At 71.6% G+C, this 16439-nt stretch carries 17 protein-coding genes and 2 pseudogenes; 10 read left to right on the forward strand and 9 right to left on the reverse strand.

Annotated features, from left to right (window positions below; genetic code table 11):
- Positions 1 to 310 precede the first annotated feature (310 nt).
- Entirely contained in the window at positions 311 to 1072 is a 762-nt protein-coding gene (locus tag ACWZEH_RS19675; RefSeq protein WP_456192473.1) for a phosphodiesterase, read from the reverse strand.
- Positions 1069 to 1380 carry a hypothetical protein gene (locus tag ACWZEH_RS19680; protein WP_456192474.1) on the reverse strand — a complete coding sequence of 104 codons (312 nt, stop codon included), beginning with the start codon at positions 1378 to 1380 and terminating at the stop codon, positions 1069 to 1071. Before ACWZEH_RS19680 ends, ACWZEH_RS19675 begins: the two co-directional genes overlap by 4 nt.
- A gap of 139 nt (positions 1381 to 1519) precedes the next feature.
- Here ACWZEH_RS19680 and ACWZEH_RS19685 point away from each other — a divergent pair, with 139 nt between their 5' ends.
- Positions 1520 to 2041, forward strand: a complete 522-nt coding sequence (locus ACWZEH_RS19685) for a hypothetical protein (RefSeq protein WP_456199707.1) — start codon at positions 1520 to 1522, stop codon at positions 2039 to 2041.
- 14 nt (positions 2042 to 2055) lie between these two features.
- Here ACWZEH_RS19685 and ACWZEH_RS19690 read toward each other — a convergent pair whose 3' ends face one another.
- From ACWZEH_RS19690 to ACWZEH_RS19705, 4 genes and pseudogenes are all read right to left on the reverse strand, one after another.
- Positions 2056 to 2598, reverse strand: a complete 543-nt coding sequence (locus ACWZEH_RS19690; RefSeq protein WP_456192475.1) for a DUF1360 domain-containing protein — start codon at positions 2596 to 2598, stop codon at positions 2056 to 2058.
- Positions 2582 to 3559, reverse strand: a complete 978-nt coding sequence (locus ACWZEH_RS19695; RefSeq protein WP_456192476.1) for a Rieske (2Fe-2S) protein — start codon at positions 3557 to 3559, stop codon at positions 2582 to 2584. The genes ACWZEH_RS19690 and ACWZEH_RS19695 overlap by 17 nt, the downstream gene beginning before the upstream one ends.
- 226 nt (positions 3560 to 3785) lie before the next feature.
- A pseudogene (locus ACWZEH_RS19700) lies at positions 3786 to 4016 on the reverse strand (response regulator transcription factor); the annotation flags it as partial.
- Positions 4017 to 4060: 44 nt separating this feature from the next.
- The gene (locus ACWZEH_RS19705; protein WP_456192477.1) at positions 4061 to 4360 is read right to left on the reverse strand and encodes a helix-turn-helix domain-containing protein; all 300 of its coding nucleotides are present in this window, start codon (positions 4358 to 4360) and stop codon (positions 4061 to 4063) included.
- Between the two features lie 64 nt (positions 4361 to 4424).
- On the opposite strand from ACWZEH_RS19705, the gene map reads away from it, so the two are divergent.
- Positions 4425 to 5195, forward strand: a complete 771-nt coding sequence (gene map, locus ACWZEH_RS19710; protein WP_456192478.1) for a type I methionyl aminopeptidase — start codon at positions 4425 to 4427, stop codon at positions 5193 to 5195.
- Positions 5196 to 5590: 395 nt separating this feature from the next.
- Here the strand turns inward: map and ACWZEH_RS19715 are convergent, their stop codons facing one another.
- Positions 5591 to 6205 (reverse strand): hypothetical protein, encoded by a 615-nt coding sequence (locus ACWZEH_RS19715; RefSeq protein ID WP_456192479.1) that lies wholly within the window; start codon positions 6203 to 6205, stop codon positions 5591 to 5593.
- A 449-nt stretch (positions 6206 to 6654) separates the two neighbouring features.
- Here ACWZEH_RS19715 and hemL point away from each other — a divergent pair, with 449 nt between their 5' ends.
- The 7 genes from hemL (at position 6655) to ccsB (ending at position 14797) form a co-directional block, all read left to right on the forward strand.
- Positions 6655 to 7971 carry a glutamate-1-semialdehyde 2,1-aminomutase gene (gene hemL, locus ACWZEH_RS19720; RefSeq protein ID WP_456192480.1) on the forward strand — a complete coding sequence of 439 codons (1317 nt, stop codon included), beginning with the start codon at positions 6655 to 6657 and terminating at the stop codon, positions 7969 to 7971.
- An 89-nt stretch (positions 7972 to 8060) separates the two neighbouring features.
- Positions 8061 to 8723: a histidine phosphatase family protein gene (locus ACWZEH_RS19725; protein ID WP_456199709.1), complete on the forward strand. Its 663-nt coding sequence runs from the start codon at positions 8061 to 8063 to the stop codon at positions 8721 to 8723.
- Between the two features lie 219 nt (positions 8724 to 8942).
- On the forward strand, positions 8943 to 10319 hold the full coding sequence (locus tag ACWZEH_RS19730) for a polysaccharide deacetylase family protein (RefSeq protein ID WP_456192481.1): 1377 nt from the start codon (positions 8943 to 8945) through the stop codon (positions 10317 to 10319).
- 66 nt (positions 10320 to 10385) lie between these two features.
- A complete protein-coding gene (locus ACWZEH_RS19735) occupies positions 10386 to 11066 on the forward strand; it encodes a TlpA family protein disulfide reductase (RefSeq protein WP_456192482.1) in 681 nt (226 codons plus the stop codon).
- 1 nt (position 11067) lies between these two features.
- Entirely contained in the window at positions 11068 to 11862 is a 795-nt protein-coding gene (locus ACWZEH_RS19740) for a cytochrome c biogenesis CcdA family protein (RefSeq protein ID WP_456192483.1), read from the forward strand.
- Positions 11863 to 11867: 5 nt separating this feature from the next.
- Positions 11868 to 13649 carry a cytochrome c biogenesis protein ResB gene (resB, locus tag ACWZEH_RS19745; protein ID WP_456192484.1) on the forward strand — a complete coding sequence of 594 codons (1782 nt, stop codon included), beginning with the start codon at positions 11868 to 11870 and terminating at the stop codon, positions 13647 to 13649.
- On the forward strand, positions 13646 to 14797 hold the full coding sequence (ccsB, locus tag ACWZEH_RS19750) for a c-type cytochrome biogenesis protein CcsB (protein ID WP_456192485.1): 1152 nt from the start codon (positions 13646 to 13648) through the stop codon (positions 14795 to 14797). Before resB ends, ccsB begins: the two co-directional genes overlap by 4 nt.
- 73 nt (positions 14798 to 14870) lie before the next feature.
- Here ccsB and ACWZEH_RS19755 read toward each other — a convergent pair whose 3' ends face one another.
- Entirely contained in the window at positions 14871 to 15329 is a 459-nt protein-coding gene (locus ACWZEH_RS19755; RefSeq protein ID WP_456192486.1) for a nucleoside deaminase, read from the reverse strand.
- A 76-nt stretch (positions 15330 to 15405) separates the two neighbouring features.
- Here ACWZEH_RS19755 and ACWZEH_RS19760 point away from each other — a divergent pair.
- Positions 15406 to 15855, forward strand: a pseudogene (locus tag ACWZEH_RS19760) (hypothetical protein); the annotation flags it as partial.
- 147 nt (positions 15856 to 16002) lie between these two features.
- Here the strand turns inward: ACWZEH_RS19760 and ACWZEH_RS19765 are convergent.
- The gene (locus ACWZEH_RS19765) at positions 16003 to 16407 is read right to left on the reverse strand and encodes a PLD nuclease N-terminal domain-containing protein (RefSeq protein ID WP_456192487.1); all 405 of its coding nucleotides are present in this window, start codon (positions 16405 to 16407) and stop codon (positions 16003 to 16005) included.
- Positions 16408 to 16439: the final 32 nt, after the last annotated feature.

Below are 16439 nucleotides of genomic sequence, written 5' to 3' on the forward strand. Positions count from 1 at the left end.
TACTCGTCGGCGTAGCGTGTCCCCGCCCCGTACAGGCGGTGGCCGAAGTCCCGCCACTCGTGTCGTGGAGCGGCTGACGGCGGCATCCCACTGACCTGGGGTTTCTCGGAGGAACCTGTGCTGACCAGGGAGGATTTTCCTCCGTGGTACTCACTGGTCCACGCCGCTTCCCGGCCTCATGTGTCCTGAACGCGCCCTCGGGACAGGTGTCCGCCGCGGGCTCCCGAGCCCATGGCGCCCTGATGGTGCTCTGATGGCGGCCAGTGGTGCAGCCGGGGGCGCGAGCCCGGGGCGTGGCCCCCGGGCACACCTACGTCGAGCCGGGCCGGGACCGGCCCGCATCCGCCACCGGGGGACCCGCCGGCCGGCCGTCGCGCTCACCGGCGGTTCGTCCGTGGCGGGAGCCGGCGTACGCGGCGTCGCGGAGCCGGCGCAGTCGTCCGGTGGGACGCAGTCCGGGCAGGCTGTGGGCGTAGGGGTCGTAGGACACGGTGCGGGTGGCCGGAGCGGTGTGTACCGCTTCCAGGGACAGTGAGGCGAACGTGCACCAGGGCTCGTCGGGGGCGGCCGCGCGCAGGTCGAAGCGGACGGGCCGGCGGGCGACCTCCTGCCACAGTGCCGGCATGGTGTCGTCCGGACGGCCGCCCGGGCCGGGGACGGGGAAGGCCGCCAGCACCCGTTCCCGCTCACCCACCCGGTAGGACAGCAGGGTGGAGTACGGCCCGGTCAGGGCGTCGGGCCGCAGAAGGGGCAGATGGCGGCCGAACCGGCCGGAACGGCTGGAGGCGAACAGCACGTCGAGTGTGTTGCCCGGACCGTCGGCATCCTCGACCCGGACGGCCAGGCCCAGGCCGTCCGGCAGCCGTCGGGGCAGGCCGAGCGCACGGGACCAGCGCACCGTCGCCCGGTAGGAGCCGGGCCGGTCCAGCCACGGCACACCCCATCCGGCGTCCGCGCGGCCGGTCACGGCCAGCGTTCCCGAGCACAGCACCCCGTGAGGGTGGAAGGCCGGTGCCGAGCGCCACCGGGCCAGACGGTCGGTCACCAGGTAAGCGGTCCGGACGACGGTCATGCGGCCCCTCGGGACTCCGGACGGATGACGGCACGGACGCGGCCGTCGGTCCTGTGCTTGAACAGGTCGTACACCGTGGGCGCCCGGTCGAGCGGGAGCGGGTGGGTCGCGAGGCGGGCCGTCTCGATCTCGCCCGCGGCCATCCGCTCCAGGAGCATCGGAAGGTAGCGCTGCCCGTGCGTCCGGGCGCCGCGCACGGTGAGCCGGCGATCACCCGCCCGGTCGTCGGCCCGGTGCGCCGGCCGGGACCGTCGCACGGCCACCGCCCCGGCCGCGACGACCGGAATTGTCCACCACAGCTTCTTCATGGACGCCCTCCGCTCCGGTGTCCGATCGCCACCGTCCGGCGCCGGGTTTCCGTGGCCGCCGAAACGAAACGGTGACGGCCCGGGCGGCCCGGAGGAACCGGGGCAGGTGAGCCGGGGAGGCGTGGGTACCCGCCGCGGCATGATGAAGCGCGCGCTGTGGCAGGGACTGGTCGCCGGCACGGCCGGGGTGCTGGTGATGACGCTGGGCGAGAAGGCCGAGCAACGGCTGACCGGCCGTCGTGACTCCCATGTGCCCGCCCGGACCCTGGAACGCCTGACCGGCATGCGGGAGCACCCCGGCCGTCAACCCGTGCCGGTGAACCTGGCCATGCACGTGGGGCAGGGTGCCCTCCTCGGCGTCCTGCGGTCGGTGATGTCGCACGCCGGGCTCCGCGGGCCCTGGTCGTCGGCGAAGTTCGCCGTCGTCCGGATCACCACCGACCAGATCCTGGAGAACGCCACCGGCGTCGGCGCCCCGCCCCAGACCTGGCCGCGCCGCGAACTCGTCGTCGACCTGCTCCACAAGACGGTGTACGCCTTCGCCACCGGCGCCGGCGCCGACGCCCTGGCTGCCCGGTCGGGTCCCGGCCCCGGGCAGCGCCACGCCGCGATGCGCCCCGGCCGCCACGCCGGCGTGGGCCCACTGCCCCGGGGACGGTGACCGCGAAAGGCTGATCACTCACCGGTCGTCTTCTCCACCAACGCGCTGTACACCAACTGCAACGCGTCCGCACCGGCCAGCGCGGTGAGTGCCCCCATGGTGGTGCGGGTGGCGCGCGGCCAGAGCAGCTGCCCGGCGGTGAGGGTCGAGGACACCCAGACGCTCATGCAGAACGGGCAGGTCACCAGCTCGCCGACCGTGGCCCTGCCACCCTCGGACCGCGCTTCCTCGTGCAGTTCTGCCGGCCCCTGTGGGCCGTGGAAGGTGGTGAAGGGAGCTCTCAGCGGACTGGTCACCGACGCCTTGCTCAGCAGCCGGCTCAGCCGGAACGTCGCCACCGCGGTCAGCGCCACGTCCCAGGGCACGGGCCGGTCCGGCAGCGGACGCCCCCGCATCCTCACCACCGTCCCCCAGGCTGCCGTGTACGCGCCGAAAGCCGCCATGGCAGCCAGATAGCCGCGCAGCGGACGCTCTTCCCCCGCGGCGTAGGCGCGTTCGGTGCGTCGCAGCCGCCGCCCCAGACGGGCTGCGAAGCGGCCGTCAGTCGCTGTGCCCATGGCCCCTGTCCTCTTCCGTCCCCGTCCCCGTCGACGCCTCGTCCGCTCCGCGGCCGGCCGGCCTCTCCGTCCCGTCCTCCCGGCGCAGGCCGACCTCCACGTGCCCGTCGACGATCCGGGTGTCGAAGGCGGGCTGGGGCGCGGTCGCGGGGCCGCGGACGTTCCAGCCGTCCGAGAGCCGGAAGACGCTGCCGTGCCAGGGACACCGGACACACCCGTCGGCGACCGTGCCCTCGGACAGCGGCCCCGCCAGATGACTGCACCGCTCGGCCAGCGCGTGGAGGGTTCCGCCGGGTTCGCGCACCACCAGGACCGGCACGTCGTCCACGGTGCGCCGCACGGGCCGGCCGGCGGGGAACTCGTCGACGGTACCGATCCGGTGCCAGCCCTCCCTGACGACGTGCGGCACCTCCTCGGCGTGGTTGGCACCGGAAGCCTGCCGGTAGGCCATGTGGCCGCCCAGCATGCCTCCCACACCGACCGCGGTCAGCCCGAGGAAGCCGTACGCCCGGCCCGCTCCGGCCCGCCCGGTGAGGCGGCAGAGGAGGGAGGCGCCGTACAGACCCACGGCCGCCGCGTTGGCCACGGCGTGCACCAGCCCCACCCGCGTCTGCTGACGACGCAGCTCGGACCAGTCGACCGCGCCCGTCAGCGCGGCGGGGCCGGCCGCCGCCAGTCCGACACCCACCAGGAGTCCGGCCTCCCGGGAACGGCCGGGCCACAGGTCGAGTACCGCGGCGGACGTCCAGGTGCCGATCGGCACCTGGACCATCAAGGGGTGCACGGGATGGCCGAGCCACCTGCCGTGCAGCCCGTCCCGCGCGCGGCCGAGCGGCAGGGCCCGCACTCTCCTGGTCAGCTCGTCGATCACCGCGTCCGCCCTGGGATCACGCTCCAGGGCGTCCAGCAGCCACAGCATCCGGTTCTGCCCCATACGGCGGCGACCTGGCTTCTTGTCCATGGGCGCAGGGTCCCCCCACGGACGAGGAACAAACAGCCGCTCCGGCCCCTTTGCCGGCCACGGAGCCGGGCGGGCGGACGGCCGCCTCGGCGCCCCGGCCGCCCGGGAGGACGCAGAGTCGGTCCTTGCCCACGGCCTCGGCGGTCCCGTAGCTTCCGCAAGAGGCCGTGAGGTCCTGGGCGATGAGGCTCCGTAGCGCACTGGTCCGGTCGACGGCGCGCGGGGGTCAGGAAGCGCGCGGGGTTACCAGGCCGGATTCGTAGGCGAGGACCACGAGCTGGTCGCGGGCATGGAGCTCGGCCATGGCCCGGTTGATGCGGGTCTCGGCGGTCGACGGGCTGATGACCGGGCGATCGGCGATCTTGTCGTTGGACAGGCCCTGTGCGGCCGGGGCGACCGCCCCGCGTTCGCGGCTGGTCAGCTCCTCCAGCCCGCTGCCGGGGTGGGCGGGCGGCTGCTGGGTGACGCAGAACCGTCCTCTGTCCATGGGTGCACCGCCGATTAGGCGGTCAGCTGTTCGTGTGCGCTGTGACCAGTCGCCGGTCCAACGCCGTAATCGGGCTGACTGATCTCGGCCCACACCGCATCGAGGGAGAGGCCGAGGGTATCGGCGATCGCCGCGATGGTCGGGAAGGCGGGGGTGGCCACGCGGCCCGACTCGATCTTCCTGAGTGTCTCTGGTGAGACGCGGGCGTCGAGCGCGATCTCGAGCATCGAACGTTCTCCCCGGGCCCGACGCAGGAGGGCGCCGAGGCGCTGACCGCGTGCGACTTCTGCGGGGGTGAGCGGCAACCTGACCATGCCCCGATTCTAGACCGGTATAGTTTGACCGGGATAGTTATTGGCCGCATGAGAAGAGCGTCGCATGATCGAAATCCTGAACCCCACCCTGCTGGCCCGAGCAAAGGACTCAGGCGCCCTGGTCGCGGACATCCTGCACACGCTGAAGGGCCGCACCACCGTCGGCACGAACCTGCTCGACATCGACCGGTGGGCCGAGAAGATGATTGCCGAGGCGGGAGCGCAGTCCTGCTACGTCGACTACGCGCCCTCCTTCGGACGCGGCCCGTTCGGCCACTACATCTGCACGGCCGTCAACGACGCCGTGCTCCACGGGCTGCCCCATGACTACACGCTCGCCGACGGAGATCTGCTGACACTCGACCTCGCCGTCTCCAAAGACGGAGTCGCCGCGGACGCCGCCATCAGTTTCCTCGTCGGCGACACCAAGCCCCCGGAGAGCGTCGCGATGATCGAAACGACCGAACGTGCGCTGGCCGCAGGGATCGCCGCCGCCGGGCCCGGGGCTCGCATCGGCGACCTCTCCCATGCCATCGGTACGGTCCTCGGCGAGGCGGGCTACTTGATCAACACGGAGTTCGGAGGTCATGGCATCGGATCGACGATGCACCAGGACCCACATGTTCCGAACACCGGACGGCCCGGCCGTGGGTACAAACTGCGTCGCGGACTGCTACTCGCCCTGGAACCGTGGGTGATGGCGGACACCGCTCGACTCGTCACGGATGCCGACGGATGGACGCTCCGCAGCGCGACAGGCTGCCGGACGGCACACAGTGAGCACACGATCGCGATCACCGAGTCCGGAGCCGAAGTCCTCACGTCACCCAATTGATCATTTTGATCATTTCGGAACGAGTCGGCTCGTGGGGCTTGGCGGTCGGGTGGGGGGACGGCAGGGTTCTGCGGGTGTCGGACGATCCGGTGTCCGATGACCTGTGGGAACGTGCGGCCCCGTTGCCGCCTCCCCGCCCGCCGAGGCGCCGGAGGTGTCCGGGCCGGCTGCCAGTGGACGACCGGGCTGCCCCCGAGACCCGGACCCGCAAGGCGAGCGGCGACGCCTGCACGGAAGCGGAAGACGAAGCGGAAGACGACGGCGACCCGCCCACCGCCCAGGGCACATCAGTGCCCCCAGCGAACCCCAACGTGCCCCGGCCGCCTGACGGCCCCTCCCGGCACATGACGAGGGCGGGACCCGAAAGTCCCGCCCGAATCCTGCAAAACCCCGGTTCAGGGCCACACCAGGCAGTACGCCTGGTGCCCCGCCTCGTGCAGCCGGTGCGAGAAGTCCTGCCACTCGTGCAGCAGCCGGTAGACGTTGAAGGCGTCGCGGGGGCCGCCGCGGTCCGGGACCGTGGACCAGATGAAGGCGGCCGCGCCCACCGCTTCCTCGCCTACGCCGCGGAGGGGGTCGACGACGGTCATCGGAAGTTTCACGACCGCGTAGTCGGGGTGCAGGACGACCAGTTCCAGCGGCGGCACCTTGTGCAGGGGGACACCTTCGATGCCGGTGAGGACCATGGCGGCCATCGTCTCCGGCTTGATCTTGGTGAACATGCCGTTCATGCCGAGCTCGTCACCGCCGAGTTCCTCGGGGCGCATCGAGATCGGGACCCGGGCGGCGGTGGCGCCGTCCGGCGCGCCGAAATACTTGTAGGTCACCCCCACTCGCCCACCATTCCTGCTCCCCGCGCTCGACGGGCCGATCGACTCGGCCTCGCCGGGAGCACCGTGTGCCCGACGGGCCTCGTCCACCTCTTCCGCCTCGCGCCGGTGCTTTCCCCGCCGGGAACGCCGAGGGCCGAGGTCGTCAGTCCCCTCGCCCAGTCCGCCACCGCGATGCATATCTCCACCCGACTGCTTTTCTAGGCCGCGTGGCCCCGCCGCGCAACCCGATCATCGTGTCAGTGACCTCCCCCACGGCCGCCCGCCGAAACGTACGGTGTCGCATCTGCCCGCGGGTCCTTCCCAGCGTCCGGCCGCCCCGGGCCGGTGAGCTGTGTGCACTCCCACGCCAGTTTCGCAGATCACGGGCGATTCGGAACCGGATGCCGCTGCGGGTGGCCGGATACCCGATCCCGTGAACGGCCGCGCGGGGCGACCGTGCTGAACAGGCGTGCGAAGTGGTCGTACGGACAGGTGGTACGGGCCGGTGGGGCGGGATTACTCACCGGGACCGCCGCGGGTCCCGGTGGGCCCCGGCCCCCGGCCCCCCGCCCGCGCCTGGCCTACCCTGAACAGGTCACTCGCAGCCCGAGTCCGAGATGTCGGAGAGGTCGGAGAAGTCGCAGGTCATGAGCGAACTGCCATACCCATACGAAGCCCAAGCCTCGCAGGCGCTGTTCGATCGTGCCGCGGCCGTCACACCCGGTGGCGTGAATTCGCCGGTGCGTGCCTTCCGGGCGGTCGGCGGCACGCCCCGGTTCATGGTGTCCGGCACCGGTCCGTACCTGACCGACGCCGACGGGCGGGAGTACGTCGACCTCGTCTGCTCCTGGGGGCCGATGATCCTCGGGCACGCGCACCCCGAGGTGATCGCCGCGGTGCAGGACGCCGTCGCGCGCGGTACCTCCTTCGGGACGCCCGGTGAGGGCGAGGTCGCGCTCGCCGAGGAGATGGTCGCCCGGATCGAGCCGCTGGAACAGGTCCGGCTCGTCTCCAGCGGCACCGAGGCCACCATGTCGGCCATCCGGCTCGCCCGCGGTTTCACTCGGCGCGCCAAGGTGATCAAGTTCGCCGGCTGCTACCACGGGCACGTCGACGCGCTGCTCGCCGCCGCCGGGTCGGGCGTCGCCACCTTCGCCCTGCCGGACACCCCCGGTGTCACCGGCGCCCAGGCCGGCGACACGATCGTCCTGCCCTACAACGACCTCGAGGCCGTGCGCGCCGCCTTCGCCGCGCACCCCGGTGAGATCGCCTGCGTGATCACCGAGGCGTCCCCGGGCAACATGGGCGTCGTACCGCCGCTGCCCGGGTTCAACCAGGGACTCAAGGACGCCTGCGCCGCGAACGGCGCGCTGTACATCTCCGACGAGGTGATGACCGGTTTCCGTACCAGCCGCGCCGGGTGGTTCGGCGTCGACGGCGTACGGCCCGACCTGATGACCTTCGGCAAGGTGATGGGCGGCGGCTTCCCGGCCGCGGCCTTCGGCGGGCGGGCCGACGTCATGGCGCACCTCGCCCCCGCCGGACCCGTCTACCAGGCCGGCACCCTCTCCGGGAACCCCGTCGCCACCGCCGCCGGGCTCGCCCAGCTGCGGCTGCTCGACGACGCCGCGTACGACAAGGTGGACGCCGTCTCCGCGCGGATCCAGTCCCTCGTCACCGAGGCGCTGGCCAAGGAGGGCGTCGCGCACACGCTGCAGAACGCCTCCAACATGTTCTCCGTCTTCTTCACCGACCGGCCGGTCGGGAACTACGAGGACGCCAAGGCGCAGGAGTCGTTCCGCTTCACCGCCTTCTTCCACTCCCTCCTCGAGAACGGCGTCTATCTGCCGCCCTCGTCCTTCGAGTCCTGGTTCGTGTCCACCGCGCACGACGACCGGGCCGTCCAGCGGATCGCCGACGCCCTCCCCGCGGCGGCCCGAGCGGCAGCGGAGGCGACGGCATGAGCGACGGCACGGGCAACAGCACGAACGGCGGCGGGAGCGACGGCACCGGCGCGGGGAAGAAGAACGGGGACGTCACCGTCGTCCATCTCATGCGGCACGGCGAGGTCCACAACCCGGACGGCGTCCTCTACGGCCGGCTCCCCGGCTACCAGCTCTCCGAACTGGGCCGGCGCATGGCCGACCGGGTCGGCGAGCACCTCGCCTCCCGCGACATCGTCCACGTCGGCGCCTCCCCGCTGGAGCGGGCCCAGGAGACGGCACAGCCGATCGCCAAGGCGCACGGCCTGGACATCGCCACCGACGACCGGCTCCTCGAGGCCGGGAACGTCTTCCAGGGCAAGACCTTCGGCGTCGGCGACGGCGCCCTGCGCCGCCCCGGGAACTGGAAGCACCTCGTCAACCCGTTCAGGCCGTCCTGGGGTGAGCCGTACGCCGAGCAGGTCGTGCGCATGATGGGCGCGCTCGACGCGGCCAAGGACGCGGCGCGCGGCCACGAGGCGGTGCTGGTCAGCCACCAGCTGCCGATCTGGATCGTGCGCTCCCACATCGAGAAGCGGCGGCTGTGGCACGACCCGCGCAAGCGGCAGTGCACGCTCGCCTCGCTGACCACCTTCACCTACCTGGGCGACAGGATCGTCTCCGTCGGCTACAGCGAGCCGGCCCGCGATCTCGTCCCCGCCCACCTCCTCGCCGGCGCCAAACCGGTGAAGGGGAAGGACGGCACCCCGCAGGGCAAGGCCTTCGGCGCGTAGGCCTGACCGGCGGGGCCCGCGCCCGGGGCCCCGCCGCGTCGACGCCCTCTCCTCCGCCCTGCGGCGGGACGCGCCGGCCCCCGCTCGCCCCGGCTTACCCGGTGCCCGGCACCCCCTCGTGACGTTCGTTGCCGAACCTTCGTACGAGGCAGGGAACTTCCGTTCCCGTCGCGTCCTCTGAGTGAGTGACCACCAGAGGACGCGACGATCGGGGATGTCATGCGCGCGCTCACCCGCAGGGGAATGCTCGGGCTCGGGACAGGAGCCGTCGCGGCGGTCTCGCTGGCCGGCTGCGGCAGCGGCAGTGGCAGCGGCTCGGGCGATTCGAGGCGTACGGGTGGACCGAAGGACGGTGACCGCCCCGGGGAGTCCGAGCCGACGAAGGCCGTCCGGCCGATCGGCGACGGTTCCACCGCCTTCACCGGCAAGCAGCCCCACCAGCCCTCCCGGCCGGTGCCGCTGGAGCCGGGTCAGGCGCCGCCGCAGTTCGTCGTCTTCTCCTGGGACGGGGCCGGCGAGGTCGGCAACGGGCTCTTCCCGCGCTTCCTGGACCTCGCCGAGCGGCACGACGCCCACATGACGTTCTTCCTCTCCGGCATCTACCTGCTGCCCGAGTCGAAGAAGCGGCTGTACGACCCGCCCAACAACCCGCGCGGTGCCTCCGACATCGGCTACCTGACCGACGGCCACATCAAGGACACGCTGAGGAACGTCCACCGCGCCTGGCTCGAGGGCCACGAGATCGGCACCCACTTCAACGGCCACTTCTGCGCCGGCTCCGGCAGCGTCGGCACCTGGACCCCGCAGCAGTGGCGCAGCGAGATCGACCAGGCGAAGTCGTTCGTCAAGGAGTGGCGCACCAACTCCGGCTGGACGGACCTGCCGTCCCTGCCGTTCGACTACGACAAGGAACTCGTCGGCGGCCGTACGCCCTGTCTGCTCGGCCAGGACAACCTGCTCACCACCGCCCGCGACCTGGGCTGGCGCTACGACGCCTCCTCGCCCGGCGGTCTCCAGGTCTGGCCGTCGAAGCGCCGGGGGATGTGGGACCTGCCCCTGCAGCAGATCCCGTTCCCGGGCCGGTCCTTCGAGGTCCTGTCGATGGACTACAACATCCTCGCCAACCAGTCCGTCAACTCCACCAACGCGCCCGCGAGCAACCACCCCGCCTGGCGGGAACAGGCGACCCGGGCGTACATATCGGGCTTCAAGCGGGCGTACGAGACCAACCGGGCACCCTTCTTCGTGGGCAACCACTTCGAGGAGTGGAACGGCGGCATCTACATGGACGCCGTCGAGGGTGTCGTCAAGCACATCGCCAGGGAGAAGGAGAAGGGCGGCGACGTGCGCATGGTCTCCTTCCGGCAGTTCACCGACTGGCTGGACGTGCAGAAGCCCGAGGTGCTGGAGCGGCTGCGCACGCTGGGGGTCGGGCAGGAACCGGCCGGTGGCTGGAAGGGTTTCCTGGGCGGCTCGGGCGGCTCGGGCGGCTCGGGCGGTTCCGGCGGCTCCGGCGGCTCGGAGGGCTCCGGTGGCTCGGGCGGCGCCACGGGCGCGGGGGCCGGGGCGGGCGCGGGGGTCGCGAGCGGCGCCTGATATGCGGGTTTCCGTCCGCAAGGGGGGTGCCCAAGATCCCCGGAACGGGCATGCGAAACTTTTCACATGAGTGCCGCCAGCCGCGCCTCCCAGCGCTCGAACCGCGCCACCGGTGTCCGTGCCACCCGAGTTCACGCAGCCCGCGCGCACGCCCCGCGCGCCCGCGCGCGCCGCCGTGCCGTCCTGGCAGCCGGAACCGCGGTGGCGGCCCTGCTGCTCTCCGCGTGCGGTTCCGGCGGAACCTCCGGCGGGGGCGGCAACACCAACTTCGTCACCGGCACCGACGGCATCTCCACCGTCGCCAGGGGCGAGCGCGTCGCCGCGCCCGACCTGTCCGGCAGGACGATCGAGGGCGAACACCTCGACGTCGCCGACTTCCGGGGCGAGGTCGTCGTCCTCAACGTGTGGGGCTCCTGGTGCAACCCGTGCCGCGCGGAGGCCAAGTACTTCGCCAAGGTGTCCGAGGACTACGCCGGCCAGGGCGTGCAGTTCGTCGGCATCAACACCCGCGACACCAGCACCGGGGCGGCGCGCGCCTTCGAGAAGGACTTCGGCATCACCTACCCGAGCCTGTACGACCCCACGGGCAAGCTGATGCTCCGCTTCGAGAAGGGCACCCTCAACCCGCAGGCGATCCCCTCCACCCTGATCCTGGACCGGGACGGGAAGGTCGCCGCCCGATCGCTCACCGCGCTCAGCGAGGAACGGCTGCTGAAGATGCTCGAGCCGGTCGTCGCGGAGAAGTGACGTGACCGTCCTCACCACGCTCGCGGCCGACGCGGGCTCCCTCGCCGCCGGGACGGGCTACAACGGCACGGTGCTCAACGGCGCCCTGCTGGTGGCGCTGCCCATCGCCCTGCTCGGCGGCCTCGTCTCCTTCTTCTCGCCCTGCGTCCTGCCGCTGGTCCCCGGCTACCTCTCCTACGTCACCGGAGTGTCCGGCACCGACCTGGCCGAGGCCCGGCGCGGCCGGATGGTCGCCGGCGCCTCGCTGTTCGTCCTCGGCTTCACCGTCGTGTTCGTCTCGGGCGGAGCCTTCTTCGGCTTCTTCGGGCAGACGCTGCAGGAACAGTCGGACGTCCTCACCAAGGTGCTCGGCGTCCTCATGATCCTGATGGGCGTCTTCTTCATGGGGATGATGCCCTGGCTGACCCAGCGCGAGTTCCGCTTCCACAAGCGGCCGGCGGCCGGGCTGGCCGGCGCGCCCGTCCTCGGTGCCCTGTTCGGCATCGGCTGGACGCCCTGCATCGGCCCCACCCTCGCCTCCGTACTGACGCTCTCCGCACAGCAGGAGAGCGCCGGACGCGGCGCCGTACTGACCGTCGCGTACTGTCTGGGACTGGGCCTGCCCTTCGTCCTCGCGGCCGTGGCCTTCCGCAAGGCGCTCGGTGCCTTCGGGTGGGTCAAGCGGCACTACGTCTGGGTCATGCGGGCCGGCGGCACGATGATGATCCTGACCGGAGTGCTGCTGCTCACCGGCGTGTGGGACAGCCTCGTGGTGGAGATGCAGACCTGGTCCAACGGCTTCACTGTGGGGATCTGACGGCGATGAGCACGACTTCCAAGACCGGACGGGACCAGGCCCACCAGCGGGACCAGGACGCCCGCGACCAGGACCAGGACCTCGGCGCGGCCGGCTCCCAGCTGTCCACCGCGCCCAGGGAGGACCTGCCGAACCTGCCCGCCCTGGGCGTCATCGGCTGGGCCCGCTGGTTCTGGCGGCAGCTCACCTCCATGCGGGTCGCGCTGCTGCTGCTCCTGCTGCTGTCGCTCGCCGCGATCCCCGGCTCGCTGATCCCGCAGACCGGCGTCGACGAGACCCGGGTCGCCGACTTCCGCGAGCAGCACGAGTTCCTCGCGCCGGTCTACGACAAGGTCGGCCTGTTCAACGTCTACAGCTCGGTGTGGTTCTCGGCGATCTACATCCTGCTGTTCGTCTCCCTCATCGGCTGCATCGTGCCCCGCACCTGGCAGTTCGTGGGCCAGCTGCGCGGCCGCCCGCCGGGCGCCCCCAAGCGCCTGACCCGGCTGCCCGCGTACACCACCTGGCGGACCGGGGCCGACCCCGGGCAGGTCCGCGAGGCCGCGCTCGCCCTGCTGCGGAAGCGCCGCTTCCGCGCCCACCTCGCCGGTGACGCCGTCGCCGCCGAGAAGGGCTATCTGCGCGAGGCCGGCAACCTCGCCTTCCACCTCGCCCTGATCGTGATGCTGACCGCCTTCGCCTGGGGCCAGTTGTTCAAGTCCGAGGGCAACAAGCTGATCGTCGAGGGCAACGGCTTCGCCAACACGCTCTCCCAGTACGACGACTTCAAGTCCGGCAACCTCTTCGACGTCGCCGACCTGGAGCCGTTCAGCTTCGACGTGAAGTCCTTCACCGGTACCTACGAGCGCAGCGGCCCCAACAAGGGGACGCCGCGCACCTACGAGACCGAGCTCGTCTACAGCGAGGGCGCCTACGGCGAGGAGAGGACGACCACCGTCAAGGTCAACGAGCCGCTGCGGATCGGCGACTCCAAGGTCTACCTCGTCAGCCACGGCTACGCGCCCGTGGTCACCGTCCGCGACGGTGACGGGAAGGTCGTCTTCAAGGACGCGGTGCCCCTGCTGCCGCTCGACTCCAACGTCACCTCCTCCGGAGTGGTCAAGGTCCTCGACGGCTACCGCAACGCCGAGGGCGAGAAGGAACAGCTCGGCTTCAACGCCTTCTTCGTGCCCACCTTCGGCGGTTCCCAAAGCGGCACGATGCTCTCCCAGTTCCCGGCCCTGGACTATCCGGTGCTCGCGCTGTCCGCCTACCACGGCGATCTGAAGGCCGATTCCGGCATTCCGCAGAGCGTGTACCAGATGGACAAGACCAAGATGAAGGAGTTCAAGGACTCCGACGGCGAGCTGTTCAAGAAGATGCTGACGCCCGGCGAGACCATGACCCTCCCGGACGGTGCGGGCACGGTCACCTTCGAGAACGAGATCAGGGAATGGGCCGGCTTCCAGATGGTCCAGGAGCCGGGCGGCGGCTGGGCCCTCGGCGGTGCCCTCGTCGCGATCGCCGGCCTGACCGGCTCCCTGTTCATCCAGCGGCGCCGGGTGTGGGTGCGCGCGGTCGAGGGCCCCGACGGCGTCACCGTCGTCGAGATGGCCGGGCTCGGCCGCAGCGAGTCCGCCACCGTGCCCGAGGAACTCGGCGACCTCGCCGGAATCCTCTACGACCGGGCCCCGGGCGCCCCGGACCCGGAGCCGTCCGCCGAATCACCTGGTGCACCCGATGCACCGCACTCGCCCGACACTCCCGATCCTCAAGCCGTACCTGCCGAAGGGGCTGAGAAGCCGTGACTCTCGACGCCGCAACCGATCTGGTCACCGCCACGAGCCTGGCCGCCGCGCAGAACGAGAACCTCGCGGAGATCAGCAACGTCCTGATCTACTCCGCGATGGCGGTCTACACCCTGGCCTTCTTCGCGTACATCGCCGAATGGATCTTCGGCAGCCGCAGCAGGGTCGCCCGCACCGCCGCCGCGCTCACCCCCCGCGCGCAGGCGGCGAAGAAGGCCGCCCCCGCCGTCACCGTGAAGCAGGGGGGCGGCACCGCCGTACTGGAGCGGCCCAAGGTCGTCGTACGGGCGGCGGCCGGCGCGCGGGACGTGCCCGACGGGCCGGGGGCGCACGGCGGGGACGCGCAGGGCGACCTCTACGGGCGGATCGCCGTCTCCCTCACGGTGCTCGCCTTCCTGGTCGAGTTCGGTGGTGTGCTCACCCGGGCGCTGTCCGTGCAGCGGGCGCCGTGGGGCAACATGTACGAGTTCAACATCACCTTCACCACGGTCGCCGTCGGCGTGTACGTCCTGCTGCTGGCGCTGAGGAAGAACGTGCGCTGGCTCGGCCTGTTCCTGACCACGACGGTCCTCCTCGACCTCGGCCTGGCCGTCACCGTCCTGTACACCGAGAGCGACCAGCTGGTCCCCGCGCTCGACTCGTACTGGCTCTACATCCACGTCTCCACCGCGATCCTGTGCGGCGCGGTCTTCTACGTCGGTGCGGTCGGCACGGTCCTGTACCTCTTCAAGGACTCCTACGAGAGCAAGCTCGCGCGCGGCGGCAAGCCCGGCAGCTTCGCCACCTCCGTCATGGAGCGGCTGCCCGCCTCCGCCTCGCTCGACAAGTTCTCCTACCGCGTCAACGCGGCCGTCTTCCCGCTGTGGACGTTCACGATCATCGCGGGCGCCATCTGGGCCGGCGACGCCTGGGGCCGCTACTGGGGCTGGGACCCCAAGGAGACCTGGTCCTTCATCACCTGGGTCGCCTACGCCTGCTACCTGCACGCCCGCGCCACCGCCGGCTGGAAGGGCCGCAAGGCCGCCTACCTGGCCCTGCTCGCCTTCGGCTGCTGGCTGTTCAACTACTACGGCGTGAACATCTTCGTCTCCGGCAAGCACTCCTACGCCGACGTCGGCCTGGGCGCCCTCACCGCCGTCGGCTTCTGAGCGGCACCCCGAGGAACCGCCCGCGAAGGCCGGTTCCCGTCACCCGGTCACCGGGCACGGGAACCGGCCTTCGTCACGTCCCGATGTCCTCGTTCCACACCTCGGGGCACCGTGCGACGAAGTCCCGCATCATCGCGGCGCACTCGGGATCGTCCAGCAGCACGATCCGTACGCCGTGTCCGGCCGGCCAGTCGTGCCCGCCGTGGAACGTGGCCGCCTCGCCGACCACCACCCGGGAGATGCCGAACTGCCGGACCAGGCCGGAGCAGTACCAGCACGGCGACAAGGTCGTCACCATCGTCGTCCCGCGGTACGAGCGCTGCCGCCCCGCCGCCCGGAAGGCGGCCGTCTCCGCGTGCACCGAGGGGTCGTCGTCCTGCACGCGGCGGTTGCGGCCCCGGCCGAGCAGGGTCCCGTCGGCGCCGTACAGCGCGGCGCCCACGGGGACCCCGCCCTCGGCGAGACCGGCCCGGGCCTCCGCGACGGCGGTCGCGAGCCAGGCCCGGGCCGTTTCCGTATCGATCGGCTCCATCCCCCCAGTCTCCCCGGACACGCTCGGTCCTCCTGGCCGGTGACCGCCGACCGGGCGACGGGCCGGAGCCGGATCGGCGGACCGAAACCGCACCTCACTCTCCGCCCCCCACCCCTTCACACACGCCGCCGATACGGCCGTGAACGAGGTACTGAAGGCGCTCTCCACAGCGTTGCGGGAGACCCCCGAAGACATCGCGGATCCCCTCGTCGAATTCACCGCACAGGGGCTGGACAACCGCCCGGCCAAGCACCTCTGGAGGAATCCGGTGGCCGTGGACCTCTCCTTCTGCAAGTCCTACGTCTCCGAAGAAATCCGGGACGAAGGGCGTGCACAAGGTTTTGAGGAAGGCCGTCTACAAGGCCGGGCCGAGGATGTCCTGCTCGTTCTCGAGCAGCGCGGTCTCGAGGTGGCCGACGCCGTGCGCACGCGCGTCACAAGCTGCCTCGACCACGAGGTTCTCCGCGCATGGCTCACCCGGGCCGTCACCGTGTCCGAGGCGGAGGAGATTTTCGGGGGCGAGTGATCCCGGCCCTTCGGGTTCGGACCGGCCCGCCCCTGCGCCGTGGGCCCGCCCCTTCGACAGGGGACCGGGCGGGCCACCGCCGGTGTAGCGGCCATGCGGCCGGACGCGGGTGACCCGACCGGGCGGAGGCCGGCCCCGCACAGTCCCTCAGTCCGTCTCGGGCTTCTCGTCGCGTTCCCTGTCCTTGCCCGTGCCCTTGTCCCTGCCCTTTTCCTCGCCCGGGTCCGGGTCGGTGTCCTTCTCCCCGGGCCCGTCCCGCTCCTCGCCGAGGGACTTCAGGAAGTCGGGGTTGTCGTCCGGCGCCACCCACCGCTGCCGGCTGCCGCCCCGGCCCCACGCGGAACCGAGGGCGCCGCCGCCCGCGCCCGCGGGGTGCCGCTTCTTGCCGGCGATGATCCACGAGATCGAGCCGACGAGCGGGAACACCAGCACGAGGATCGCCCACAGCGGCTTGGGCATGTGACGAATGTCCTCGTCCTTCGTGCTGATGCAGTCGATGAACGCGTAGACGCTCAGTGCGAGGGGGACGAGGAACATCAGCACCCGGAGCATGGGCCTCTCCAGAGAAGGGGTCGTCGGGGACG

This window comes from Streptomyces yamdrokensis, from assembly GCF_053890455.1.